Annotated in this window: 23 protein-coding genes; 9 read left to right on the forward strand and 14 right to left on the reverse strand. The window is 72.7% G+C overall.

What is annotated here, in order from left to right; genetic code table 11:
- Positions 1-63 precede the first annotated feature (63 nt).
- The 4 genes from rsmA to rsmI form a co-directional block, all read right to left on the reverse strand.
- Complete coding sequence (gene rsmA, locus KR546_RS05555; RefSeq protein ID WP_238443711.1) at positions 64-900, reverse strand: 16S rRNA (adenine(1518)-N(6)/adenine(1519)-N(6))-dimethyltransferase RsmA; 837 nt, start codon at positions 898-900, stop codon at positions 64-66.
- Positions 897-2,246, reverse strand: coding sequence for a transglycosylase family protein (locus KR546_RS05560; protein ID WP_238443712.1), 1,350 nt, complete (start codon positions 2,244-2,246; stop codon positions 897-899). Before KR546_RS05560 ends, rsmA begins: the two co-directional genes overlap by 4 nt.
- Positions 2,246-3,037, reverse strand: coding sequence for a TatD family hydrolase (locus KR546_RS05565; RefSeq protein ID WP_238443713.1), 792 nt, complete (start codon positions 3,035-3,037; stop codon positions 2,246-2,248). The genes KR546_RS05560 and KR546_RS05565 overlap by 1 nt, the downstream gene beginning before the upstream one ends.
- A 225-nt stretch (positions 3,038-3,262) precedes the next feature.
- The gene (gene rsmI, locus KR546_RS05570) at positions 3,263-4,150 is read right to left on the reverse strand and encodes a 16S rRNA (cytidine(1402)-2'-O)-methyltransferase (RefSeq protein WP_238443714.1); all 888 of its coding nucleotides are present in this window, start codon (positions 4,148-4,150) and stop codon (positions 3,263-3,265) included.
- A gap of 108 nt (positions 4,151-4,258) precedes the next feature.
- Between rsmI and KR546_RS05575 the strand changes: the two genes are divergently transcribed.
- A complete protein-coding gene (locus KR546_RS05575) occupies positions 4,259-6,031 on the forward strand; it encodes a phospholipid carrier-dependent glycosyltransferase (protein WP_238443715.1) in 1,773 nt (590 codons plus the stop codon).
- Between the two features lie 54 nt (positions 6,032-6,085).
- Here the strand turns inward: KR546_RS05575 and rfbB are convergent, their stop codons facing one another.
- Complete coding sequence (gene rfbB, locus KR546_RS05580; protein WP_238443716.1) at positions 6,086-7,054, reverse strand: dTDP-glucose 4,6-dehydratase; 969 nt, start codon at positions 7,052-7,054, stop codon at positions 6,086-6,088.
- Positions 7,055-7,248: 194 nt separating this feature from the next.
- Between rfbB and rffA the strand changes: the two genes are divergently transcribed.
- Genes rffA through KR546_RS05605 form a run of 4 tightly spaced genes read left to right on the forward strand, consistent with a single transcriptional unit; the run spans position 7,249 to position 11,946 of the window.
- On the forward strand, positions 7,249-8,406 hold the full coding sequence (gene rffA / locus KR546_RS05585) for a dTDP-4-amino-4,6-dideoxygalactose transaminase (protein WP_238443717.1): 1,158 nt from the start codon (positions 7,249-7,251) through the stop codon (positions 8,404-8,406).
- Positions 8,403-9,923: an argininosuccinate lyase gene (locus KR546_RS05590; RefSeq protein ID WP_238443718.1), complete on the forward strand. Its 1,521-nt coding sequence runs from the start codon at positions 8,403-8,405 to the stop codon at positions 9,921-9,923. The genes rffA and KR546_RS05590 overlap by 4 nt, the downstream gene beginning before the upstream one ends.
- A complete protein-coding gene (locus KR546_RS05595; protein WP_238443719.1) occupies positions 9,923-10,711 on the forward strand; it encodes a phosphosulfolactate synthase in 789 nt (262 codons plus the stop codon). Before KR546_RS05590 ends, KR546_RS05595 begins: the two co-directional genes overlap by 1 nt.
- Entirely contained in the window at positions 10,708-11,946 is a 1,239-nt protein-coding gene (locus tag KR546_RS05605) for an ATP-grasp domain-containing protein (protein WP_274387641.1), read from the forward strand. Before KR546_RS05595 ends, KR546_RS05605 begins: the two co-directional genes overlap by 4 nt.
- Positions 11,947-11,984: 38 nt before the next feature.
- Here the strand turns inward: KR546_RS05605 and KR546_RS05610 are convergent, their stop codons facing one another.
- Complete coding sequence (locus tag KR546_RS05610) at positions 11,985-13,208, reverse strand: FAD-dependent oxidoreductase (protein WP_238443720.1); 1,224 nt, start codon at positions 13,206-13,208, stop codon at positions 11,985-11,987.
- 208 nt (positions 13,209-13,416) lie between these two features.
- Here KR546_RS05610 and KR546_RS05615 point away from each other — a divergent pair, with 208 nt between their 5' ends.
- Positions 13,417-14,454 carry a glycosyltransferase gene (locus tag KR546_RS05615; RefSeq protein WP_238443721.1) on the forward strand — a complete coding sequence of 346 codons (1,038 nt, stop codon included), beginning with the start codon at positions 13,417-13,419 and terminating at the stop codon, positions 14,452-14,454.
- A 5-nt stretch (positions 14,455-14,459) separates the two neighbouring features.
- Here the strand turns inward: KR546_RS05615 and KR546_RS05620 are convergent, their stop codons facing one another.
- The 4 genes from KR546_RS05620 to cysD are packed head-to-tail and all read right to left on the reverse strand — an operon-like array spanning position 14,460 to position 18,479.
- Positions 14,460-15,623: a hypothetical protein gene (locus KR546_RS05620; RefSeq protein ID WP_238443722.1), complete on the reverse strand. Its 1,164-nt coding sequence runs from the start codon at positions 15,621-15,623 to the stop codon at positions 14,460-14,462.
- A 35-nt stretch (positions 15,624-15,658) separates the two neighbouring features.
- A complete protein-coding gene (cysC, locus tag KR546_RS05625) occupies positions 15,659-16,291 on the reverse strand; it encodes an adenylyl-sulfate kinase (RefSeq protein ID WP_238443723.1) in 633 nt (210 codons plus the stop codon).
- On the reverse strand, positions 16,288-17,568 hold the full coding sequence (locus KR546_RS05630) for a sulfate adenylyltransferase subunit 1 (protein WP_238443724.1): 1,281 nt from the start codon (positions 17,566-17,568) through the stop codon (positions 16,288-16,290). Before KR546_RS05630 ends, cysC begins: the two co-directional genes overlap by 4 nt.
- Positions 17,568-18,479: a sulfate adenylyltransferase subunit CysD gene (cysD, locus tag KR546_RS05635; RefSeq protein WP_238443725.1), complete on the reverse strand. Its 912-nt coding sequence runs from the start codon at positions 18,477-18,479 to the stop codon at positions 17,568-17,570. The genes KR546_RS05630 and cysD overlap by 1 nt, the downstream gene beginning before the upstream one ends.
- Positions 18,480-18,524: 45 nt before the next feature.
- Here cysD and KR546_RS05640 point away from each other — a divergent pair, with 45 nt between their 5' ends.
- Entirely contained in the window at positions 18,525-20,285 is a 1,761-nt protein-coding gene (locus tag KR546_RS05640) for an SLC13 family permease (protein WP_238443726.1), read from the forward strand.
- Here KR546_RS05640 and KR546_RS05645 read toward each other — a convergent pair.
- On the reverse strand, positions 20,245-21,789 hold the full coding sequence (locus tag KR546_RS05645) for a bifunctional aminoglycoside phosphotransferase/ATP-binding protein (protein ID WP_238443727.1): 1,545 nt from the start codon (positions 21,787-21,789) through the stop codon (positions 20,245-20,247). The two genes, KR546_RS05640 and KR546_RS05645, sit on opposite strands and share 41 nt — an antisense overlap.
- Before the next feature lie 146 nt (positions 21,790-21,935).
- On the opposite strand from KR546_RS05645, the gene KR546_RS05650 reads away from it, so the two are divergent.
- Positions 21,936-22,196, forward strand: coding sequence for a PGPGW domain-containing protein (locus KR546_RS05650; protein ID WP_238443728.1), 261 nt, complete (start codon positions 21,936-21,938; stop codon positions 22,194-22,196).
- Between the two features lie 25 nt (positions 22,197-22,221).
- Here the strand turns inward: KR546_RS05650 and KR546_RS05655 are convergent, their stop codons facing one another.
- The 3 genes from KR546_RS05655 to KR546_RS05665 are packed head-to-tail and all read right to left on the reverse strand — an operon-like array spanning position 22,222 to position 23,587.
- Positions 22,222-22,674 carry a pyridoxamine 5'-phosphate oxidase family protein gene (locus KR546_RS05655; protein ID WP_238443729.1) on the reverse strand — a complete coding sequence of 151 codons (453 nt, stop codon included), beginning with the start codon at positions 22,672-22,674 and terminating at the stop codon, positions 22,222-22,224.
- Between the two features lie 17 nt (positions 22,675-22,691).
- Positions 22,692-23,183, reverse strand: a complete 492-nt coding sequence (locus KR546_RS05660; protein WP_238443730.1) for a pyridoxamine 5'-phosphate oxidase family protein — start codon at positions 23,181-23,183, stop codon at positions 22,692-22,694.
- On the reverse strand, positions 23,180-23,587 hold the full coding sequence (locus tag KR546_RS05665; RefSeq protein ID WP_238443731.1) for a CBS domain-containing protein: 408 nt from the start codon (positions 23,585-23,587) through the stop codon (positions 23,180-23,182). The genes KR546_RS05660 and KR546_RS05665 overlap by 4 nt, the downstream gene beginning before the upstream one ends.
- A 262-nt stretch (positions 23,588-23,849) precedes the next feature.
- Between KR546_RS05665 and KR546_RS05670 the strand changes: the two genes are divergently transcribed.
- The gene (locus tag KR546_RS05670; RefSeq protein WP_238443732.1) at positions 23,850-24,302 is read left to right on the forward strand and encodes a PGPGW domain-containing protein; all 453 of its coding nucleotides are present in this window, start codon (positions 23,850-23,852) and stop codon (positions 24,300-24,302) included.
- The last annotated feature ends 50 nt before the right edge of the window (positions 24,303-24,352 follow it).

Genomic DNA, 24,352 nt, shown 5'->3' on the forward strand with positions numbered 1-24,352 from the left:
TCCCGACCAGGCTCCGGTCCACCGGTGGGGTGCCACACCCGACGTCCCGGGCCACGACACCCCTCAGGGCGTCCGGCCTCCACCGGTGGTCCGCAGGCCCTCGGCCAGGGTCACGAAGGCCGCGGGTGGCAAGGCCTCGGCACGCAGGCCCGGGTCGATCGCCGCCACCTCCAGGGCCTGCTCGGCCGTGGGGAAGACCCGACGCAGGTTGTTACGCAGCGTCTTGCGTCGCTGGGCGAAGGCGGCGTCGACGACCGTGCGCAGCCAACGTCGCTCGGCCGGCGTGGGGGCGTCGGGCCGGCGCGTGGCGCGCACCATGACCGAGTCGACGTTGGGCACCGGCCAGAACACCGACCGCGGCACGACCAGGCCGATCTGGACGTCGGCCACCAGGGCAAGCTTGACCGAGACCGCCCCGTAGGCGGAGTCACCCACCCCCGCCACCCAGCGCTCCCCCACCTCGCGCTGCACCATCACCCAGGCGTCACGGACGACCTCGCCGGCGAAGACGTGCAGCACCAGGGGCGTCGCGACGCTGTACGGGAGGTTGGCGACGACCCGGTCGGGTCGGCCCGGAAGCCGGTCGACGTCCACGTCCATGGCGTCGGCGTGCAGCACCGTGACGTCGTCGCGTCCGTCGAGCACCTCGTCGAGTGCCACGACCAGGCCCGCGTCGACCTCGATCGCGGTCACGTGCTCCACGGCATCGGCGAGGGCGACCGTCATCGACCCCAGCCCGGGGCCGATCTCGACCACGCGGTCGTCGGGCTCCAGCTCGGCTGCGGTGACCAGCCGGGTCACCGTGTTCGGGTCGACGAGGAAGTTCTGCCCGTCGGACTTGCGGGGTGCCAGGCCATGGCGGTCCAGCAACCCGCGAACGTCGGTCGGGGTCAGTGTCACCGCAGGCCGAGGACCGACGAGCAGTGCGGCCACGGCGACCAGCCGGCGGCGTCCTGCAGGCGGGACGCGGCCTCGATCTGCTGGGCCTTGGACGCCTGCCAGGCGTACTCGGGGTAGGACGACTTCTTCCACGAGCGCCACGTGTCGGGGTGGAACTGCAGACCGCCGTCGTACAGCCCGGTGTTGAGGTCCCACCGCCCGTTGGACTCGCACCCGGCGAGGCGGTCCCACACGGATTCGTTGGGGATCGCCGGTTCGGGGTCGGGCTCCGGTTCGGGCTCAGGCTCAGGCTCGGGCGCGGGATCCGACTCGTCCTGGTCGTCGGGCTCGGGGTCGGACTCCGGTGCCGACTCCGGCTCGGGCGCCGGCTCCGGTTCGGGCTCCGGCTCGGGCGGGGGGCGGACGGCCGTGCCGACCTCCACGACCCGATCGACCGGCTCGCGCACGACCTCGGTCGACACCACCTCGCGCGAGACCTCCTCGCCGTCGACGAACCGGATCTCCCAGGTGTCCTCACGAAGGCCGTCGACACCCTCGGTGACCTCGACCTCCTCGCCCTCGAAGCGGTCGTCGGTCTCGACCCGCTGGGTCTCGTGCTCGAGGGTCACCTCCTCGACCTCGCTCGTGGTCGAGCGACGGGTCACGGTGATGGCCAGCCCGTCCTCGGTGGTGACGTCGAGCGCGGGACGCACCTGGTCGTCGTCGTCGACGTCGACCCCGGCCGCGGCCAGCGCGCCCCGGACGTTGCCCGGCATCACGTCGACGGCCATCTGCTGGTCGTCGACCGCGATGGTCACCCGGTGCGGGTGGGTGACGGTGACGACCATGCCGTCCGACGCCTCCGACGAGCGGGGCCGGGACACGACCGCCTGGCGCACGTCGCCCACGCCGGCGGCGACCAGGACCTCGTCGAGGTTGCTGGCCACCGCGAGCACCTGCGTGGGGTGTCCGTCGACGATGACGGTGAACTCCTGGGCACGCTCGACGGTCACCTGCAGGCCGTCCGTGACGGCCGCGTCGACATCGGGCGTGACCACGTCGGCCGGGCCCAGCGCCACGTCGGCCCGGTCGAGGGCGGCACCGACGGTCCCGCCGACCACCTGCACGGACTGGACGTCGCCGTCGACGGCCACCTCCACACGGTCCAGGGACCACGCCAGCGGAACGACCAGGACCGCGACCATCGCCAGTCCGAGGAGGCGCACCGGCAGGCGACCGACGACGTCGGGGGACTCGTCCATGCCGACCGGGGGGTCGGTCACGTCCGACTCGTCGCCGACGGTGGTGGGGTCGACCGCCAGCGTCGAGTCGCTGGTCGGTCGGGGCCGGGTCCGGGTGGCATCCATCAGCTGGCCTCGGCGCGAGTGGCCGCCGACGGCAGCGCGAACGCCCGGCGGGCGTTGTCGGCGACCGTCGCCGCGCAGTCCTCGAGCGGGAGGTCCCTGACCGTCGCGAGCTGCTCGCACACGAGTGGCACGAACGACGGGTCGTTGGCACTCCCCCGGTGGGGATGCGGGGTCAGGAAGGGCGAGTCGGTCTCGGTGAGCAGGAGGTCGTCCGGGACCCGGGCCGCGGCGTCACGCAACGGCTGGGCGTTGGTGAAGGTGACGTTGCCGGCGAAGGACATGAACCAGCCCCGCTCGGCGCAGTGGTCGACCACGTCGGCGTCGCCGGAGAAGCAGTGCATGACCACCCGGTCCGGCGCACCGTGGTCCTCCAGGGTCGCCAGGGTGTCGTCCCACGCGTCCCGGCAGTGGATCACCAGCGTCTTGTCGTGGTCCCGGGCCAGGTCGATGTGACGGCGGAAGGCCGCCTCCTGCTGGGCCGGGGTCGTGTAGTCGCGGTAGTGGTCCAGGCCGGTCTCGCCGATGCCGACCACGACGTCCTCGGACGCCAGCCGGTCGATCACCTCGAGCACCGCGGGCGTCGCCTCCATCGCGTCGTTGGGGTGGATCCCCACGACCGCCCACACGTCCTCGTACTGGGCGGCGGTGCGCACGGCCTGGGTCGACGAGGCCATGTCGGTGCCGATGGTGACCATCGTGGTCACGTCGGCTGCCCGGGCCCGCTCCACCTGCGTGGCCGCGGAGAGACCGTCGTGGTGGTCCAGGTGACAGTGGGTGTCGACGAAGGTCATCGTCGCTTTCGACTCGGGGACGCATGGCGCACACGCGTGGGGGTGAAGGGGAAGGCGACGATCCCGGCCGGGCGTGGACGACGTCCACCGTCATCGCGTCCGACGACGCGACGACCCCCCGGGCAGGATGCTTGTGCGCAGGTTCACGAGGTTACCGAGGTCGGCCGGAGGCCCGACGACGCTCCTTCCCTGTCCGTTCGTCCACGGCCCTGGTGGCACCGGGCGTCATGTCGATCCATCCCGATGCACCAGGTCGTAGAGCTCGCGGGTCGGCATGCCCGCCTCCGCGGCGACCGTCTTGACCGCAGCCCGGGGTGCCAGCCCGGTCTCCTGGGCGGCGGCGACCCGGGCCCGCAGCGTCGCGTCGTCGGGCCGGTCGGTGGGGTCGTCGAGGTCCGGGCGCCCGGCGACGACCAGGGTCAGCTCGCCACGCAGGTCCCCCGCCCGCGCCACCAGCTCGCCCAGTGGCCCGCGGAGGTGCTCCTCGTGGAGCTTGGTCAGCTCGCGGCCCAGGCTCGCAGGACGCTCGTGTCCGCAGGCGGTGGCGAGGTCGTCGAGGTCGGCCGCCGCACGGTGCGGGGACAGGAACACCACCATCGTGCGGGGCTCGTCGGCGAGCGCGGCCAGGCGCTCCTGGCGAGCCGCCCCGCGTCGCGGCAGGAACCCCTCCATGACGAAGCGGTCCATCGGCAGCCCGGACCCGACCAGTGCGGCCAGCGGGGCGGATGGACCCGGGATGGGCTCGACGACGTGACCGGCCGCGATCGTCGCCGCGATCAGCCGATGGCCGGGGTCGGAGACGCCCGGGGTGCCGGCGTCGGACACCAGTGCCACGGTGTCCCCGGCGGCCAGGCGCGCCAACACCGCCGGGACCTGGCCGCGTTCGTTGTGGTCGTGCAGTGACCACTGCGGCGTGTCGGCGTCGAGGTGGGCGAGCAACCGCCCGGTCCGCCGGGTGTCCTCGGCACAGACCAGGTCCGCGGTGCGCAGCGCGTCGGCGGCACGGGGCGCGAGGTCCCGGAGGTTGCCGATCGGCGTGGCGACCACCCGCAGGACTCCGGGCTCCCCGACGGCCGGGCTGCCGGTTCGGTCCGTGGCGGCCGGTTCGGTCATGGTCGTCGTCCGATCGTGGAGGTCGCCCCCGCCGGGCGACGGCGCGCTGGCCGTGGGCAGGGGCCGTCGGTGCGGGACGGGGTCGCAACGACCGTAGACTCCTCGCCCATGAACTGGTTGACCGCCTCTCCCCGACGCCTGCGCATCCTCCTGCCACTGGGGATCGTGCTGCTGGCCGTCGGCACCATGCTGGTCGGCGTGGGGCATCCGGACCGGATCTTCTTCGACGAGGTCTACTACGTCAACGACGCCCGGGACTTCCTCGAGTTCGGGGTCGAGCAGGGCTTCGTCGTCCACCCACCGCTCGGCAAGCTGCTCATCGCCAGTGGCATCCACGTGTTCGGGGACGACCCGTTCGGCTGGCGGGTCGTCGGCGCCGTGCTGGGTGTCGCCTCGGTGTGGCTCGTGTGGCTGATCGCCCGGCGCCTGGGCCTGCGACTGGCGGCCGCGGCACTCGCCGGGATCGCACTGGCGCTCGACGGGGTCTTCGTCGCCCAGGCCCGCACGTCCATGCTGGACATCCACCTGGGCTTCTTCGTGCTCCTCGGGACCTGGGCACTCGTGATGGACCTGACCCGGGTCCGACGAGCCGACGACGCCGTGCTGGCGGCGGACGAGCGCTCCCGCACCCGGGTCCAGGCCCCGCCGGGCAGCTGGGCGGCCGAGCAGGAGGCGGCGGCAGCCGTCGCGGCGGGTGAGCCGACCGACCTGGGCCCGGTGCCCAGCGCCACGCCACGCGGCGAGCTGCAGCTGCCCCGGGTGTCACGCTGGTGGCTGCTGCTCGCGGGCGCCGCGTTCGGTGCGGCGATCGCCGTCAAGTGGTCCGGCGCCCTCGCGATGCTGGCGGCCGGGCTGGTCTGGCTGGGCATGGAACTGGCCCGGCGGCGTCGCGTGACCGGGCGGTTCACCCGACACCTCCCACGGGCGCTCGGGCTGGGCGTGATCGCGCTGGCGGTGGTGCCCGCCGTCGTGTACGCCCTGTCGTGGACACCGTGGTTCGTGGCGTTCGACGACACCTACGAGGCGTCCTCGCACTGCGCACCCAACGGTGACGAGCTCGACTGCGACGGGGTGGTCGGGCGGGGTCGTGCGCTGGTCGACTACCACGAGCGCATGATCGGCTTCCACCTGGACCTGGAGGCCGAGCACGCCTACCGAGCCGCGGCGTGGAACTGGCCGATCCAGCGTCGCCCCGTGGTGTTCTACTACGAGACCTGCAGCCAGGACCGGCTGGACCGGGTCGAGAAGACCAACGACGACGGCGAGGTCGAGGTGCCCGAGCCGTGCCGGGTCGCGCCCGGCCAGGCCGCCGAGATCTTCGACCTCGGAAACGTCGCGACGTGGTGGCTGCTGCTGGCCGGACTGCCGATCCTGGGCCTGCTGTTGCGACGACGCGACCCGGCGGCCTGGGTCGTGGCCGTCTTCTACGCCGTCCAGTTCCTGCCATGGCTGGTGGTGGCCCGCCCGGTCTTCAACTTCTACACCGTCCCGCTCGTGCCGTTCGTCGTGCTGGGGCTGGCGTTGGCCGTCGACCGGATCAGCTCACGCGACGCCTGGCTGTCGGCCATGGCCGCAGGCGCCGTCGCCGCCGGGGCGGTGCTGCTGGGCAGCTACGGGCTCGAACTGCTGGACGTGGGCATCACCGAGGTGGGCCGGTGGTACGCCGTGGGGGTCGGGGCGCTCGTCGGGGGCGCGCTGTCGCCGCAGTTGCCCGGCGTGGCCACGGGTCCGGACCTGGACCGTCCGCGCCGACGCTGGCCGACGCTGTCGGTCGTGGCCCTCGTCGTGGCCGTCGGGCTGTTCTTCCTCCCACTGTGGACGGGCGTGAGCGCTCCCTCGTGGTTCATCAAGTCCCACTGGTGGCTGTCGACCTGGATCTAGCCGTCGACGAACGGTCCTCGGGAACCCACGTGTCCGGACGCGCCCCGTCCGGCCTCACCCGAGATCGCGGCGCAGGGGCTCCCACCAGTCGCGGTTGGACCGGTACCACGCGACCGTCTCGGCCAGTCGCTGGTCGAACGGCGCGCTGGGCTCCCAGCCCAGCGCCCGGATCCGCGACGAGTCCACGGCGTAGCGGAAGTCGTGGCCGAGCCGGTCCCGGACGTGGTCGATCGACGACGCGTCGGCGCCCAACTGGTCCAAGATCCGGTGCGTCAGCTCGAGGTTGGACAACTGGGCGTCCGCGCCGATGTTGTAGACCGTCCCGGCCTCCCCCCGCTCCAGGACCAGGGCCAGGGCGGCGCAGTGGTCCCCCACGTGGAGCCAGTCACGTTCGTTGTGCCCGTCCCCGTACAGCGGGACCGGGCGACCCTCGAGCAGGTTCGTCACGAACAGCGGGATGACCTTCTCGGGGAACTGGTACGGACCGAAGTTGTTGCTGCAGCGTGTCACGACGACGTCCAGGCCATGGGTCGCGTGGTAGGACAGCGCGAGCAGGTCGGACCCGGCCTTGGAGGCGGAGTAGGGCGACGACGGGGCAAGTGGCGCGACCTCGCTCGCCGATCCGCGTTCGATCGAGCCGTAGACCTCGTCGGTCGACACGTGGAGGAACCGGTCGACACCCGCCTCGAGGGCGGCCTGCAGGAGGGTGCCCGTTCCCACCACGTTGGTCCGCAGGAACACCCCGGGTCCGCTGATCGACCGGTCGACGTGGCTCTCGGCCGCGAAGTGCACCACCGCGTCGACACCGTCCATCGCGGCCGCCACGACCTCCTCGTCGGCCACGTCACCGTGCACGAAGGTGTGCCGAGGATCGGCGTCGAGCTCGTCGACGGTCGCACGCACGCCGGCGTAGGTCAGGGCGTCGAGGTTGGTGACCACCACGTGGGGGTCGGCGGCCAGGGTCCGGCGGATGAAGTTCGAGCCGATGAACCCGGCCCCACCGGTGACGAGCAGGTGGGCCATGGACGCGCTCCGTGGGGGTCGACGACGGCGGCCCGACCGGTGGTACCGCCAGCGGTCCCGACCGGCTGCGCGCCGGCCCGCGACGGTAGCGCGACCCCCTGCCCCGGCCCGTTCGCCCCGGGGTGGGCCTCGACGGCGGGCTGTAGGGTGTCCAGCCGCGGACCGACGCGGCCGATCGCTTCCCCGGGGTGCCCGTGAACGCGACCATTCCCTTCAACTCGCCGACCCTGGTCGGCGACGAACTGGCGCTGGTCGAGGAGGCCGTCCGGTCCGGCCACTCGGCGATGGACGGCCCGTTCAGCCGTCGGGTCCAGGACCTGCTGGCCGAGGTGCACGACGCGGCCGACGTGATCCTGACGACCTCGTGCACCGACGCGCTCGAACTGTCGGCACTCCTGCTCGAGGTGGAGCCGGGCGACGTCGTCATCGTGCCGTCGTTCACATTCGTGTCGACGGCCGTGGCGTTCGCACGTGCGGGGGCCAGCATCCGCTTCGCCGACGTCCGGCCGGACACCCTCGGGATCGATCCCGCCTCGGTCGCGCGCCTGATGGACGACCGTGTCCGGGCCGTGGTCGCGGTGCACTACGGGGGCATCGCCGCCGACGTCGACGGGCTCGCGGCGGTCCTGGCGGACCACCCCGACGTGACCCTGGTCGAGGACAACGCCCACGGGCTGTTCGGCGAGCGGGCCGGCCGCCCGTTGGGCACGTTCGGCCGCCTGTCGACCCTGTCGTTCCACGAGACCAAGAACTTCGTGTGTGGCGAGGGCGGCGCGCTGGTCCTCAACGATCCCGCGGACGTGGCCCGGGCCCACGTCCTCAAGGACAAGGGCACGAACCGCCGCGCCTTCTTCCGGGGCGAGGTCGACAAGTACACCTGGAAGGACACCGGCTCGTCCTTCGGGCTGTCGGACCTGCTGGCGGCGTTCCTGTGGGGCCAGCTGCAACGACGCGACGAGGTCCTCGCCCAGCGCCGCCGGGTCTTCGACCGCTACCACGACACGCTCGCCCCGGTCGCCGACGACCTCGGCCTGCAGCTGCCGGTCGTCCCGGAAGGCGACGTCCCGGGCTACCACCTGTTCCACGTCCTGCTGCCGGACCCGGCCACGCGCGACGTGGTCCTCGACGGCCTGCGTCGCGACGGGATCCAGGCGACGTTCCACTACGTCCCCCTGCACAGCTCGGACGGTGGGCACCGGTTCGGCGACGGCCACCAGGACTGCCCGGTGACCGACGACGTCAGCGCCCGGCTGCTGCGACTGCCCTTCTTCAACACCCTGGCCGACGACGACATCGACCGGACCTGCGCGCGGCTGGTGGCGCTCGTGACCGACGGGCAGGGGCCGAGATGACCCGACGCATCGGCTTCCTGGGCGAGGCGGCACGGCTGTCCGAGGCACCCTCGGACGGGCTCGCGACCACCACGTTCGCCCGCGAGCTGCAGGCGGCCGGATGGCTGTGGGACGCGCTCGGCCTGGCCGACATGGCCCACGTCCACGAGCTCACGACCGCCGGGGTGCTGGACCCGGCCATCGGGCGACAGCTCCTCGCCGACCTGCTGGCGTTCCACGACGACACGCCCGTCGAGGCCGTGACCCTGGACCCGGCCGTCGGGGACACCTACAACAACCGTGACCGAATGCTCCACGAGCGGTTCGGCGACCGCATGGGCCACGTCCACACCGGCCGCGCACGCCGCGAGGCGACCACGCTGGCCTGGCACCTGGTCACGCGGTCGATGCTGCTGGACAGCATCCGGGCGACCACCGAGCTCCTCGACGCCCTGCTGGACGTGGCCGACGAGCACCGCATCACCGTCCTGCCCGACACCACCTACCTCCAGCACGCCCAGCCGACCTCGCTCGCGCACTGGCTGCTCGGGCATGCCCATCCCGTTGCGCGGGACCTCGACCGCCTCGCCGCCAGCCTCGCCCTGGTGAACCGGTCCCCCGCCGGATCCGGATCGGTCAACGGCTCCCGATTCCCCCTGGACCGTGCCCGGATGGCGGACCTGCTGGGCTTCGACGCACCGATCGTGCACACCCGTGACGCGATGTGGGCCCCCGACCTGGCGCTGTCCACCATGTCGTCGGTCCTCGCGGCGATGACGCCGATCGACCGGCTGGTCGAGGAGCTCCAGCTGTGGGCGACCAGCGAGTACGGCTTCGTCAGCCTGGCCGACCGGCATGCCCGGACCAGCGTCATCATGCCCCAGAAGAAGAACCCCTACTCCCTGGCCATGATCCGCGGCCACGCCCGCGAGGTCGTCGGGGACCTCGTGGCCGTGGCCACCACCAACCTGACGCCGTCCGGACAGCCCGACAACCGCACGGCGTCCTACGACCGCGTGCCCACCGCCCTGCGGTGGCACGCGGGCTCGGCACGACTGCTCGCGGACGTGCTGCGGGGTGCCGACTTCCACGCCGACCGGATGCGGACCGAGGCGCTGACCGGCTTCGCGACCAGCACCGACGTCTGTGACTGGCTGGTCGAGACGACCGACCTCGACAACCGGACCGTGCACCGCACGGTCGGCCGGGCCGTCCGGGCCGCGATCGACGACGGTCGCGACCAGCTCGCCGCCGCCGACCTCCACACCGCCGCGGAGGAGCTGGGCGCCGACCTGCCGGACGTCGACCCCGCCGAGCTGGACCGCCTCGGTGACCCCGAGCACCTCCTGTCCCTGCGGACCCAGCTGGGTGGCGCGGCGACCGTCCCGACGATGCTGGCCGACCTGCGGACGACGGCGCGTCGGGCCACCGTCCCGGACGACCACCCGCTGGCGACCTTCGACGGGCGCTTCCTCGCCACGATCGCCGACGCGGCCGGCGTCGGATGGAGCAGTCCGAACGACGAGCAGGACGCCTGATGGGCCACACGTTCACCCTGCGCCAGCGGGGCGGCAAGCCGCGGGACAGCGGCCGGACCCACCTGCTGGACAAGGGCCTCGGACGCCGCGCGGTCGAGGACCTCGTCGAGGTCGCCGGCGACGTCGTCGACCTGGTCAAGCTGGGCTGGGGCACCTCCCTGGTGGCCGCCGACGTCCGCGAGCGCGTTCACCAGTACCGCGACGCCGACATCGAGGTGTGCCTGGGCGGGACACTGCTCGAGTACGCCTGGCTGCGTGGCGAGCTGGACGCCTACCGCCGCTGGGTGGAGCACCTCGGCATCACGTGTGTCGAGGTGTCGGACGGGTCGCTGGACATCCCCCCGGACGACAAGCTGGCGATGATCCGCGACTTCGCCACCGACTTCACCGTCTACTCCGAGGTCGGGAGCAAGGACGCGGACACGATCGTCTCGCCGTCGCGCTGGGTCGAGGCGGTGCACCGCGAGCTGGAGGCCGGGGCCACCCGGGTCATCCTCGAGGGCCGCGAATCGGGTACCGCGGGCCTGTACCGCCAGTCCGGCGAGCTGCGGATGGGACTGGTCGACGACCTGGTCCACTCGGGCGTTGCGACCGACCGTCTGGTGTTCGAGGCCCCCGGCAAGACCGGACAGGTCTGGCTGCTGCGACACGTGGGGCTGGACGTCAACCTCGCCAACATCCGCCCCGACGACGCCGTCGCGGTCGAGACACTGCGGCTCGGACTGCGCTCCGACACCGTGCTCGACGTGCTGGGCGACGACACGTCCCCGTCGCGCGGACCACGATGAGCCCACGCCTGATGGTCCTCGGTGGCGGACGCCACCAGGTGTCGCTCGTGCGCCGTGCCCGGGCCCGGGGGATCGACGTCGTGCTGGTGGACTACTACGACCACCCGCCCGCACGTGACCTGGTCGACACCCACCTGCGCCTGTCGACCCTGGACGTCGATGCCGTCGTCGACGCCGCGCGGGCCCACCACGTCGACGGCGTGGTCACCACCGGGACCGACCTGCCGGTGGTGACCATGGCGGCCGTCGCCGAGGCGCTCGGCCTCCCCGCGTGGATCGACCGGGCGCACGCGGCCCGGGCGACGACGAAGTCCCTGATGCAGCGGGCCCTGGCGGCCACCGGGGTCCCGATGGCCGACCAGCAGGTCCTGGGCCCGGACGACGAGCCCGGCCACGTGGCCCTCCCGGTGGTCGTCAAGCCGGCCGACTCGCAGGGCCAGCGGGGGGTCACCCGGGTCGACGACCGGATCGACCTCGACGGGGCCATCGCCGATGCCCGGTCCCACTCCCGTGCCGGCACCGTGGTCGTCGAGCGGTTCCTGGACGGTCCCGAGATCACCGCCAACGCGTGGGTCGAGGACGACGGGATCGTCCTGCTGGCCGTCAACGACCGGGTGACCGTCAACCCATCACCCCACCTGGGCATCGCCCACCGGCACGTGCACCCGACCCGCCACGCCAGCCCCGACCTGTTCGCCCGCCTGGACGACCTGCTGGACCGGATCGCCACGGCCTACGGGATGCGGACGGGGCCGCTGTACGTCCAGCTCATCCTCACGTCGCGCGGTCCGGTCGTGGTCGAGGCCGCGGCCCGGGTCGGCGGCGGCCACGAGACGTCGTTGTTCCCCCTGGTGGCGGGATCCGGTGTCGAGGACCGGCTGGTCGACCTCGCCCTCACCGGCTCGTGCGAGCCCTGGGACCACGACATGCGCACCGCCGCCGAGCTGCGGTCCGCCGGCGTGACCTTCGTGCTCGGCTGGCCGGGGACCGTCGCGACCCTCGCCCCCATGGACTTCGTCGAGGGCACCGTCGAGGGTGGCTGGTACGTGGACGTGGGCGACCGGCTGGTCGACCTGACGACCAGCCTGGGACGGATCGGCTGGTTCGTCTCGACGGCCGCGGACCGTGCCGAGCTGGACCGTCGCACGGCCGACCAGTACGCCCGGCTGGAGGTCCGGGCCGCCGACGGCGCGTCGCTGGTCCGCCAGCCCGAGCCGGGCCTGCTGCTCGGCTGATCGCGCACCGCACGCCAGAGGCCCGACGCCGCCCGCCGTCAGGCCCCGGTGATCTCGACGGCGGTCCGACCGGCTCGACGTCCGGACACGAGCGCCTCGGTGACCCCGGCACCCATGAGGCGATTGCGACCGTGCAGGCCACCGGTGACCTCGCCCGCCGCCAGCACCCGATCCACGCTCGTCCGCTGGTCGACGTCGACCACCACGCCACCGAGCTGGTAGTGCAGGAAGGGCATGACCAGCACGTCCCCGCCCAGCGCACCCATCAGCTCGAGCGTGTGGGCTGCCCGGGGGTACTCGGTGCGGATCCGGGCCACCGGCACGTCCGACAGGGTCAGGCGGAAGCCCGGCCCGTGGGGTCCCTCCACCCCGCGGGTGTCGACGTGGTCGAACATCGCCCGGGTGATCGCCAGGCGGTCCGCGGGCAGCGCGACCAGCTCGTCCCCATGGCGATCGAGCAACCGCGGTCCGGACGACGCGAGGGTCTCGGGGACGCAGCGGCCGGGTGGACCGGGCGGACCGTCCACCAGGCCGAAGGGCTGGTACTGCCACCGGTCCTCGTCGACCGTCGCCACGCCGAGCCGGTCGAGGACGCGCTGGAACTCGTGGTTGCGGTTGCGTGGGTTGGTCGTCCTGGTGTCGGTGTCCTCGGCGTGCCCCCAGGAGCCACCGCCGGTCGCCACGACCACCACCTCCGCCGCGAGGTCGGGCCCGGGGTCACACACCACGACGACGTGGTCGCCGGCCGGGCGCAGGTCGGTGACGGCGGTGTGCGTCCGCACGTCCACCGCGTCGAGGCGACGACCGAGCAGCGCCAGCAGCGGCGGGCCCACCGAGTCGCCGATCGTCAGCACCCGGGCCGACGACATGCCGCCGGCGCGGAGTCGCCGCAGGCCACCGTCGGGGAGGCGGTCGAGCTCCAGGCCCCACGACACCAGCTGGTCCGTGACGTCGGCCGCGTCCTGCACGAGCGCGCGGGCCCGGGCCAGGTCCACCGGGACCCGGGCCGACCTGGCGAGGTCGTCGATCATCGCCTCGGCGTCGCCCGGCTCCGGACGGGGGACGTGCAGTCCGCCCTGCGCCATGACCGAGTTGCTCCGTGCCAGCGGCCCGTCGGTGACGAGCACCACCCGTCGGTGCTCGGCCGCGGTCACCGCCGCCATCCGCCCGGCCAGCCCCGCCCCGACCACGACGACCGGGACCCGGACCGGACCGGGGGTCGGGCCGGCGTGTCCACCCGCCGCGGCAGTGCCTCCGACCATGCCTGGCCCCTTACACTCGGCGCGTCGACCCACGACCGGGAGCATGCGTGGTGACCGGACCCAGCGACGACCACGAGGCCCTCGACGGCCGGTGCGACGTCGCCCTCGCGGAGCGTACGGGCCGGGTCGTCCGACCCCCCGCGACGACCCGGGTCGGTCTGGACGGGACCGCGCACGCGACGGCCGTTACGACCTGCGCCGCCCGCCCGTGAGCGGCATCGACCTGTCCGTCGTCGTCCCGACCTACCGCGGCGCGGACGCCCTGCCCAGCCTGGTCGCCGAGCTCGACGCCGCCCGGGCGACCCTCGGGCTCGGCGCGATCGAGTTGCTGCTGGTCAACGACGGCTCGCCAGACGACACCGAGGCCGTCCTGGACCGGCTCGCCGAGCAGCACGACTGGGTCCACGGCATCGACCTGCTGCGCAACCACGGCCAGCCGGTCGCCACCATGTGCGGGCTCGCCCACGCGCGGGGCGCCCTGGTCGCGACGATGGACGACGACCTGCAGCACCCACCCGACCAGCTGCCCCTGCTGGTCGACGAACTGCGTCGTCGTCCCGAGCTGGACGCCGTGGTCGGCTCGTGGACACGAGACGAGGGGCTGTTCCGCGACGCCGGCTCCTGGCTGCACGGGATCGCGGACCGCCTCGCCCACGGCACCCCGAAGGGCTTCCGGCACTCGGCGTTCCGGGTGATCCGGCGGCCGGTCGTCGAGGCGATGGTCGCCCACCAGACCCGCACCCCGGTCGTCGGGCCGCTGCTGACCCAGGTCACGACCCGGATCGACAACGTCGACGTCCGCCACGACGATCGGACCATCGGCACGTCGAACTTCCGGACCGCCCATGGCGTGCGCGCGGTCGTGACCAACTTCATCCAGGGCTCGACGCTGCCGCTGCGGGTGATGAGTGGCTTCGGCCTGGCGACCGCGGCCGTGGCGGTCCTGGCCGGGGTCGTCTTCGCCGCCCGGGCCCTGTGGGGGGCCGACACGCCACCGGGCTGGCTCTCGACGTTCCTCGCGACCGTGTTCTTCGGAGGCGCGATCCTGTTCCAGATCGGGCTGGTCGGCCAGTACATCCACGTGATCGTGCGCGAGGTGCGGGGCGCCCCCCGGTGGACGATCCGCCGGACGACCGACGATCCGCCCCTCGCGACCGACCAACCGCCCCTCGCGCCCGGATCCAGCGAACCGCCACCTCCCGGGGCCGCCGAGGCGCGGCCGGCCGCGACGAGCGACCGAGGATGAGACGGTCAGGGTGACCGGGGTCGCCGCGGCGTGAGTCGTCGTGACCCGAGCAGTACGACCGCCAGCGCCTCCGTCAGCACGAACCAGGTCAGCACGCGCACCAGCGCACTGGACGGCACGGCCAGCCCCAGGGCACCGAGCACCGTGGCCAGCACCCAGGCCCGGGCGAGCCCCGCGGTGTCGTCCTCGGTCGTGTACCGACTGGTCATGACCAGGGTCCCCAGCGCCAGCGTCGCGCCGGCCGAGACGGCCCCGGTGGCCACCGGGGGCAGGGCCGTGTCCGGACCGAACGCCAGGGCCACGATCCAGGGACCGACCAACCCCCCGACCAGCGCCGCCACCCCCGCGAGCAGGACCGTGGCGACGGCGATCCGACCCCGGGTCAGCCCGCGCCGGCGATCGTCGGACCACAGCGCGGTCAGGCGCATGCTCGCCCCCAGCAGGACGAGGTAGGGAGCGCGCGCCAGGGACAGGGTGCCGAACACGGCCGTCACCAGGCGATCGGGGGCACCCAGCAGGGCCATCAGGATGGGCGCGCCGGCCAGGGACACCTGCGACAGGGAGTTGGCCGCGGAGAGCTCGCCGACGTCGCGCAGCGAGACCGCGGGGCCACCGGCCCGGCTGAACCGCAGCAGTCCGGGCCATCCCAGCAGGATCAGTGGTCCCAGGACGAGCGTGCCCAGGAACACCTCCACCGACAGGCCGGACAGCACGACCACGCCGGCGCCGACCAGGCGCAACAGGTTCTCGCACCCGATCATCAGCGCCGCGGCCGAGGTGCGGTCCTGGGCGACCAGCTGTCCACGGACCCAGCCGATGGGGACCGCCGCGGCCACCACCACCCCCATGGTCACGGGACTGACCCAGCTGTCGGTGCGCAGCACGTCCGCACCCAGCAGCGCCGCGACCGACGCCGTCGCCACGCCTGCGGCGACCGCCAGGAGCATCAGCCTGGTCGCGGTCCGGCGCACGGCCGCGCCCCCGTCGCGGCGCAGCTCCCGGATCGTCCAGTGCTGCACCGGGAAGGTGAGCACGGCCACCGACACCGACCAGACACTCCAGACCACGGACACGGGCGCGAAGGCGGCCGCACCGTAGGCCAGCGTCCCGACCCGGATCCAGGCCAGGGCGACCAGTCCGTTGACGAGCGACCCGGCGCCCAGGGCCACGGCCGCCCGATCCGTGGCCGGACGCCGACGCCGCGTCACGGGCCGGAGACGTCGAGCCGTCCCAGGACCACCTCGACGAGGTCGGCGACCTCGTGGCCGACCGTGTCCAGCACCAGGTCCGGGTCGTCCGGCGCCTCGTACGGATCGTCGATGCCGGTCATGCCGGTCAGCTCGCCGGCCCGGGCGCGGGCGTACAGGCCCTTGGGATCGCGCCGCTCGCAGACCTCCAACGGGGTGTCGACGAACACCTCGAGGAACGCCAGGCCGGCCAGCTCGTGGGCCTGGCGGACCCGGGCACGGTCGGCGCGGTACGGGCTGATGACCGGCACGAGCACGACCAGCCCGGCGTCGGCGAACAGCCGGGCGACCTCGCCGACCCGGCGCACGTTCTCGCTGCGGTCCGCGGCCGAGAACCCCAGGTCACCGTTCAGGCCGAACCGCAGGTTGTCCCCGTCCAGGCGGTAGCAGGCGCGGCCCCGCGCGACCAGCTCGCGCTCGACGGCGGCGGCGACGGTCGACTTGCCGGAGCCCGACAGCCCGGTGAACCAGGCCGTGATGCCCCGGCCGGTCCGGTTGCCTGACCGACGTCCACGGTCGACCCCACCGTCGTGCCAGACGACGTCCGGGTGGTGGCCGGGTCCGTCGGGCCCGGGGGCCTGGGCGCTCACGTCGCCGGACCCAGGACCATGCCGGCACCGACCGTGTCGTTGGTCGACTCGTCGACCAGGATGAACGATCCGGTCGCCCGGTTGCGCCGGTACTCGTCGAACAGGATCGGACGGGTGGCACGCAGGCGCATGCGGCCGATCTCGTTGAGGGCCAGGCCGGTGGCGTCCTCGTCGCGGTGCAGGGTGTTGATGTCGAGCCGGTAGTGGAAGTCCTTGACCATCACCCGGCCCCAGTTGGTGGTGTGCTTGATCGCGAGCTTGTCGCGCTCGTGCAGGCCACGCTCGTCCGACATCCAGCACACCATCACATCCAGGTCCTGGCCGTTGTGCGGCATGTTGTTGGGTCGGGCCAGCATGTCCCCCCGGGACACGTCCAGGTCGTCCTCCAGCCGGATCGTGACCGACATCGGGGGGGCGGCCTCGGAGATGGGCCCGTCGTAGGTGTCGATCGCGGCGATCCTGCTCTCGTAGCCCGATGGCAGCACGACCACCTCGTCGCCGACCTTGAGGACACCGCTGGCGACCTGGCCGGCGTAGCCGCGGTAGTCCTGGTGGTCCATCCGGTGGGGCCGGATGACGTACTGGACCGGGAACCGCACGTCGATGAGGTTGCGGTCCGAGGCGATGTGGATCTCCTCGAGCAGCCGCAGCACCGGCGGGCCCTGGTACCAGGGCATGTGGTCGGACTGGTCCACGACGTTGTCCCCGCGCAGGGCCGACACCGGCACGAATCGCAGGTCGTGGATGTTGAGCCGGGCCGCGAAGTCGCGGAAGTCGTCGACCACGGCGTCGTAGGCCGCCTGGTCGTAGTCGACGAGGTCCATCTTGTTGACGCACACGACCAGGTGGGGGACCTCCAGCAACGAGGCGATGAACGAGTGCCGGCGGGTCTGCTCGATGACCCCGTTGCGGACGTCGATGAGGATCAGGGCGACGTCCGCGGTCGACGCACCGGTGACCATGTTGCGCGTGTACTGGATGTGGCCGGGGGTGTCGGCGAGGATGAACGACCGCTTCGGGGTCGCGAAGTAGCGGTAGGCCACGTCGATGGTGATGCCCTGCTCGCGCTCGGCACGCAGCCCGTCGGTCAGCAGGGCCAGGTCGACGTAGTCGGTCCCGCGTTGCCGGGAGGCCTCCTCGATCGCCTCGAGCTGGTCGGCGAAGATCTGCTTGGTGTCCAGCAGCAGCCGGCCGATCAGGGTCGACTTGCCGTCGTCGACCGACCCGGTCGTCGCCAGCCGCACCAGTTCCATGGAGTCCGTCGTGTCCGCCGTCATCAGAAGTAGCCCTGCTTCTTGCGGTCCTCCATGGCGGCCTCGGTCATGCGGTCGTCGGCCCGGCTGGCACCGCGCTCGGTGACCCGGGTGACCCGGACCTCCTCGATGATCTCGTCGATCGTCGTGGCGGTGGACTCGAACGCGCCGGTCACCGGCATGTCCCCCACCGTGCGGAAGCGCACCGAGCGTTCCTGCACCTGCTCGTCACCGGTCATCTGGATGTGGTCGGACTCGGCCATCCACATCCCGTCGCGCGAGAACACGCGTCGCGGGTGGGCGTAGTAGATCGACGGCAGCTCGATCTGCTGGTCCCGGATGTAGCCCCAGACGTCGGCCTCGGTCCAGTTGGAGATCGGGAAGACGCGGACGTGCTCGCCCCGACGGGTCCGGGCGTTGTAGAGGTCCCACAGCTCCGGACGCTGGGCCTTGGGGTCCCACTGGCTGAACTCGTCGCGGAACGAGAAGACCCGTTCCTTGGCCCGAGCCTTCTCCTCGTCACGACGTGCACCACCGAACACGGCATCGAACTCGTGCTCCTCGATGGTCGCGACGAGTGGTTCGATCTGGAGGCGGTTGCGCGACGCGTTGCGGCCCCGCTCCTCGACCAGGCGACCCTCGTCGATCCAGTCCTGGACGGACGCAACCAGCAGGTCGGCGTCGTAGTGTGCGACCTGCCGGTCCCGGAACTCGATGACCTCGGGGAAGTTGTGCCCGGTGTCGACGTGCAGGATCGGGAACGGCAGCCGCGCGGGATGGAAGGCCTTGACGGCCAGGTGCAGCACGACCGCCGAGTCCTTGCCACCGGAGAACAGCAGCACCGGCCGCTCGGACTCGGCGACGGCCTCGCGGAGGACGTGGATCGATTCCGCCTCGAGCGCGCCGAGGTGGGAGAGCGTGTAGGCAGACGACATCGTGCGGGCCTGGCGGGTTGCTGACGTGGAGGAGGACGACGCCTGATGTGGGAGCTGTGGTTCGTCTCGGCGGTCGTCGTCGGGGTGCTCATCCTACTGGTGCGCGAAGTGACCTCCCCGGCAGCCACGATGGTCGCCGCGATGGTGGTCGTCCTGGTGGCCGGCGTGGTCACCCCGGCCGAGGCACTGTCGGGATTCTCCAACCCGGCGCCGGTCACCGTCGCGGCCCTCTACGTCCTCGCTCGTGGTGTCGAGAAGACCGGCGCCCTGGTCCCGGTGGTGCACCGCCTGCTGGGGGCGGGACGCAACATGCGCCGGTCCCTGGTTCGCCTGCTCGCACCCGTGACGATCTCGTCGGCATTCCTCAACAACACGCCGATCGTGGCCATGCTGCTGCCGACCGTGCGGGCCTGGTGCGACGAGCACGACCTCGCACCCAGCCGCTTCCTGATGCCTCTGTCGTTCGCCGCCCTGCTGGGCGGCACGATCACGGTGATCGGCACGTCGACCAACATCGTGGTGTCCGGGCTGCTGGAGGAGAGTGGCCGCCAGCCGCTGGGCTTCTTCGAGCTCGCGACGGTCGGGCTGCCGATCACGCTGGGTGCCTTCGCACTGTTGATCCTGCTCGCCCCGATCGTGCTGCCCGATCGGCGCTCGATCCGCCAGGAGGTCGACGACGAGCAGCGCCACTTCGTCATGGACATGCGGGTCGGCCCGGAACTGGACGGCAGCACCGTCGGCGAGGCGGACCTTCGCCACATGTCGTCGGTGTTCCTGGCCTCGCTGGTCCGCGACGGGGAGCTGGTCGCCCCCGTGACCCCCGAGACCGTGCTCCACGAGCGTGACCGCGTCCGGTTCGTCGGCCGGGTCGACGACATCGACACGCTCCCCCGGATCCCCGGACTGTCCCGCACGGCCGACGACCACATCGAGGATCTCGACACCACGGACGCGCGCTACTTCGAGGCCGTCATCGGCATGGACTCGCCGCTGCTGGGACGCACGCTGAAGAAGGCGGACTTCCGCAGCACCTACCAGGGCGTCGTCATGGGCATCCACCGGTCGGGACACCTGATGGAGGGCAAGCTCGGCACCGTCCCCCTCCACGTCGGCGACACCCTGCTGGTGCTGGCCGACCCGGACTTCCACGAGCGCTGGCGGGACCGGCGCGACTTCCTGGTGATCGCCGATTCGGCCCACACGCCCCCGGCGACGTCGCGCCAAGCCGCCATCGTCGGCGTCGTCACCCTGGCCATCATCGTTGCCGCCTCGACGGGACTGCTCCCGATCCTGCAGGCCAGCCTCCTGGGGGGGATGGCCCTGGTGCTCACCCGCGTGATCAGCCCGTCCGAGGCACGCGACGCGGTCGACCTGGACGTGGTCGTGCTGATCGCGTCGGCCTTCGGGCTGGCCGCCGCGGTCCAGAACTCGGGGCTGGCCGACCTGGTGGCGGGTGGCATGGTCGGGATGCTGGACGGCTTCGGGTCCCGCGGCGTGCTGATCGGGCTGTTGGTGGCGACGATCGCGCTCACCGGTCTGGTGACCAACAACGCGGCCGCCCTGCTGATGTTCCCCATCGCGGTCGAGACGGCGGGCCAGCTCGGGCAGGATCCGCGTGGGTTCGTGGTGGCCGTGGCGATCGGCGCCTCGGTCGACTTCCTGACCCCGATCGGCTACCAGACCAACACGATGGTGTACGGACCCGGCGGCTACCGGTTCTCGGACTACCCGCGGCTGGGCAGTCCCCTGACCCTGCTGGTGATCCTCATGGTCGCCCTGATCGTCCCGACGGCCTGGCCGGGCTGACCGGCCGGGCGAGCCCGACGGCGCCCAGGCACCGCTGGACGACCTGCTCGGGGGTGTCATCTCCGTCGACCAGGGTCGCCCCGGACCAGTCGACCCAGGCCTCGCGCATCCGTTCGTGCACGTCGGTCCCGGCGTCCGAGGCATCGCCCCGGCGTGCCCGGAGTCGCGCATGTGCCACTTCGGCGGGCACCCGCAACTCGACCTGCCGGAGGTCCGCCCGGACCTCGCGCGCGACCGAGGCCGCCACCCGGCGGTGCAGCGGGTCCGCCCACGAGGCGTCCAGCACGACCGACACCCCGTGGGCCAGCAGCGCACGGGCGCGATCGAGCAGCTCGGCGTAGGTACCGGCCGTGACCTCGGCGTCGTAGCCGCCCGTCCCGGCCGGCTCGTCGTGGGCGCGTCCCAGCAGGTCCTTGCGCACCTCGTCGGACCGCAGGACGACCGCCCCCAGCTGGTCCGCCAGTCCTCGCCCCACGGTGGACTTGCCCGTCCCGGGAAGACCGCCGACCAGGACCATGCGAACGCGCGCCCGGTGCAGGTGGCGGTGGGCGAGGTCCAGGTGGGCGACGACCGTCGCGGCATCGGGCTCGTCCACCAGGCACGCGACCTTGGCGCGCACGCTCGCCCGGTACGCGACGTGGTGATGGGCGAGGCCGTCGTCGCGCCGGTCACCCAGGAACTCCGCGTGACGTTCCAGCAGCTCCGCGGCGAGGTCGGCCCGCCCGAGGCGCTCGAGGTCCATGGCCAGGAACGCGACGTCGGCCAACACGTCGTTGATGCGGTAGCGATCGGCGAAGTCGAGGCAGTCGAGGATCCGTGGCCCGTCGTCCAGGCAGAACACGTCGTCGGCCACGAGGTCGCCGTGACCGTCCCGGATCCAGCCATCTGCCAGGCGCTGCTCGAGCAGGGGACCCCGCCCGTCCAGCCAGGTGGTCGCCTCGTCGGCGACGGCCGCCACCAGGTCGGGCGGTGCCAGGTCGGGGTGTGCCTGCAGCACCGCCAGGTTGTCCTCCCAGTTCGTGCGCAGGGCGGCGGGGCCGGCAAGTTCCCGACCCCGTGGCGAGGGCGGTCGGTCCGCGTGGAACGCCGCGATCGTCCGGGCGACCCGGCCGATGCACTCCCCCAGGTCGTCACCGGCGCGAGCCCGGGTCGCCAGGCGGGCACTGTCCGGCAGGCGGCGCATCACCACGGCGACGTCGACGACCGCGCCGTCGTCGTCGGTGACGTCGTCGTCGGTGACGTCGGCGAGCCCGAGGTGGACGTCGTCGCCCAGCCGGCGGTTCAGCTCGAGCTCGCGACGGCAGGCCTCCACCCGGTCCGACAGCCGCCGGAAGTCGAGGAAGCCCAGGTCGACGGGTCGCTTCCGCTTGACCACCAGGTCGCCGACGAACCACAGCCGCGCGCTGTGGGTCGTCACGGTGCGCTCGACAGCTCGGCCGTCGACGAGGCCGTCGGCGGTCACGACCAGGTCGAGCCGCTCGTCGGGGGTGCGGGTCCGGCCCATGGTGGTCCTCCTGGTCGGGCGGTCAGGGCACGGCGACGGCCACGTCGACGGTCACCGTCCCGGAGTCCATGACGATGTCGCGCCGATGGGCCACACTGGGGAGCAGGCCGGGAACGTGCCGGCCACGGGCCGACGGGGAGGTGCTCGTGCGGACGGTCCTGACCGGTGTGCTGGGGGGACTGCTGGTGGTCGTCGGCGTCGTGCTCCTGGTGCTGCCGGGACCCGGGTGGCTCGTCATCATCGCAGGTCTCGCCCTGCTGGCGCGGCGCTTCGCCTGGGCCCACGGCCTGCTGGCCCGGACCCGCGAACGCCTGCCCCGGCGCATCGTCGAGAGCCGACCGGCGTCCTTGGCGCTGCCCCCGCCGGAATCGGCCGACGACGACGATCCCGCGGTGCCGGCCGCCTGACCCGTTGGCCCGAGGTCGAGCACGGTCAGCCACCCCCGGTCCGGCCACGGGACGGCCACTCGGCGATCCGGCGACCGGTGACGGTGGTCCCCCCGATCCGCACCCAGGTGGGCCGGTCCACACCATCAGCCCAGGGATGCAGGTCTCGGGCCGCCAGCCGCTCGACCTCGTCGGGATCCGTCACCAGGTCCGAACGGCCTCGCACCAGCACGCTCCAGCCGGTCATCGTCTTCTCGTCGTAGCCGTCCACCTCGAACGCCATGGGCTCGCGGCGACTGGCGGCGTCGAGGGTCGAACCGGTCGCGCTGCGGAAGACCACGCCGTGGCCGTCGCGCAGGTGGTTGACGGGCAGGATCATCGGTTCGCCGGCGTGGACGTAGGCGACGCGGCCGACGGGTGACAGGTCGAGCAGCCGGCGGCACGTGTCGGGGTCCAGGACCACGAGGCCCTGGCGGTCGAGGGCGGTGGACGAGTCCATGGCATGCCTCACGTTGGTCAGGCCGGTGCAGTCACCGGCGGGTCGTCGTCATCGGCGGCGATGGGGATCCACCGCCCGGTGATGGCCGCGGCCATCACGCGCACCCAGTGGGCCTTGTCACCACCGGCCCACGGCTGCAGGCTCAGGCCGTCGAGCAGGTCGATCTCGTCGGGGTCCGTGACCTCCCGGAGGCGGCCCCGCACCAGCACGCTCCAGCCGATGCGACGGCCGACGTCGAGGTGGTCCACCTGGAAGGAGGCGGGACGGTGCTGCTCGGCGGCGTCGAGCTTGCTGCCCCACGTCGTCCGGAAGGCGACCGTCCCCCCGTCCACGACGTAGTTCACCGGCATCACGAGCGGGCCCGGGTCGTCGTTGAGCGCCAGCCGACCCACCTCGTGTCCGGCCAGCAGGCCGAGGCAGGTGTCGACGTCGAGCTCGACGAGGTTCCCGTCGTCGCGGTAGGCGTGCTCCTGGGCCAGTTCCCGTGCGGTCCGTTCGTCCGTGGTCACGACGCCACCTCCCCCATGGCGCCCAGGACGTCCCGGGCCGACACCACGCCGACGACCGCACCGTCGTCGTCGAGCGCCACCAGGTGACGCACCTCCGCCGCGACCATCCGGTCGATCGTGGTCGCCAGGTCGTCGTCGAGGTCGACGCACACGACGTCGTCGGTCATCAGGTCGCCGACCCGCTCCTCGTCGGGTTCGCCACCACGGGCGATCGCGGCGACCAGGTCGCGCTCGGAGACCACCCCCGCCAGGTCGCCGGCGGCGTTCTCGACGACCAGCAGGCCGATGCCGTCGGCCGCCAGCAGTTCCGCGGCACGGCGCAGCGGCAGGGACGGATGGACGACGCGGAGGGTGCCGTGCACCAGGTCGGCGACGCGGGGCCGGGGGATGGTCGGGGTGTCCATGGTCGACGCTCCGTGGTGGTCGGGCCGGATCGGCGGTTCATGCCGTCGGGCGGTGGTGGTCGTTCGTTGCCTGCTGCAAGGAGAGCCGCCCCGGGGACGCCGGACGGGTGCCGAAGGTCCCGGCCCGTGGGCCGACCGTCCCATTGCTGGGACCCCGACCGTCACGTCGTCCCGCGCTCGACACTCGCCAGCCCGTCCGTGGGTGGCGGATCGGATCGCGACGGGCGACACTGGGAACCCTTCGGTGGGACCGGGAGGGACCATGCGCAAGACCGTGCTGACGATCATCGGATCGTTGCTGATCGTCGCCGGCCTGGCGATGCTGGCACTTCCCGGCCCCGGCCTGCTGGTGATCGCCATCGGGCTGGCCGTGCTCGCCTCTGCCGGCGTCATGTGGGCCGCGCGGCTGCTCGTGCGGGCACGGGAGCGCCTGCCGGAGTCCTCGACCGCCGCCGACGACCGGGCAACGCAGGAGGTCGACGACGGCGAGGCCCAGCCCGGCATGGTGCACGAGGCGGTCGGTCGACTCGACGATGCCATGGCCGACCTCGAGGCGGTGCAGCAGGTCGAGGAGGAGGACCGGCAGGAACGCGAGCGCCAGCACGAGGAGGCCCTGGTCACGACCGACGAGGCCGTCCAGGACGGCGCGGCCCGGTCCCGGGACATGCAGGCCAGGATCGTGCACGAGGCCGGGGGGGAACCTCCGGCCCGCTGAGCGACCACGTCCTGCTGCGGGCGTGGGTCGTTGGATCCCGACGGTCGACC

The organism is Salsipaludibacter albus (assembly GCF_019798055.1).
GTDB classification, from domain to species: Bacteria; Actinomycetota; Nitriliruptoria; order Nitriliruptorales; family Nitriliruptoraceae; genus Salsipaludibacter; species Salsipaludibacter albus.